Origin of the sequence: Solihabitans fulvus (genome assembly GCF_008386585.1) — a bacterium.
Taxonomy (GTDB): domain Bacteria; phylum Actinomycetota; class Actinomycetes; order Mycobacteriales; family Pseudonocardiaceae; genus Solihabitans; species Solihabitans fulvus.
Genome location: NZ_VUOB01000297.1, coordinates 1 through 372 on the forward strand (window position 1 = coordinate 1; position 372 = coordinate 372).

The window sequence follows — 372 nt, forward strand, 5'->3', positions numbered from 1 at the left end:
CTGTTGTTCGTTGATTGAAAGTTACGTTTTAAGTTTGTTTACTTCTTGCCGATAGCCCAGTCAGCTTTCTCTGCCTTCTTAGCCTCTTTGTCTTCCTCTTCCAAGGTGAATTCCTTCTTTTTCACGACCTTCAATTGGTTACGGAAGTTGAATTCGGCGGCCTTCTTCTGGAGCTTGGCGAATTTGTTTTCGTATTTGGAAACCTTCTTTAGTGTGGGCTTGACGAATTTGCCTCTGAGGTCGTTGACTTGGGAGTTCAGGTCGGAGATCTCCATATCTTTCCTTTTAACGATGTATTCCAGATCGAATTTTTCATCTTCAAGACGAGCGATGCGTTCATGGTAGTCTTTGCAAACCCTCTTAATAGTATCT

At 42.5% G+C, this 372-nt stretch carries 1 protein-coding gene; it reads right to left on the minus strand.

The annotated features are described in order from the left end of the window. Positions 1-38: 38 nt before the first annotated feature. The coding region (locus F0L68_RS45895) for a troponin (RefSeq protein ID WP_149855418.1) at positions 39-372 on the minus strand (334 nt) is incomplete at its 5' end.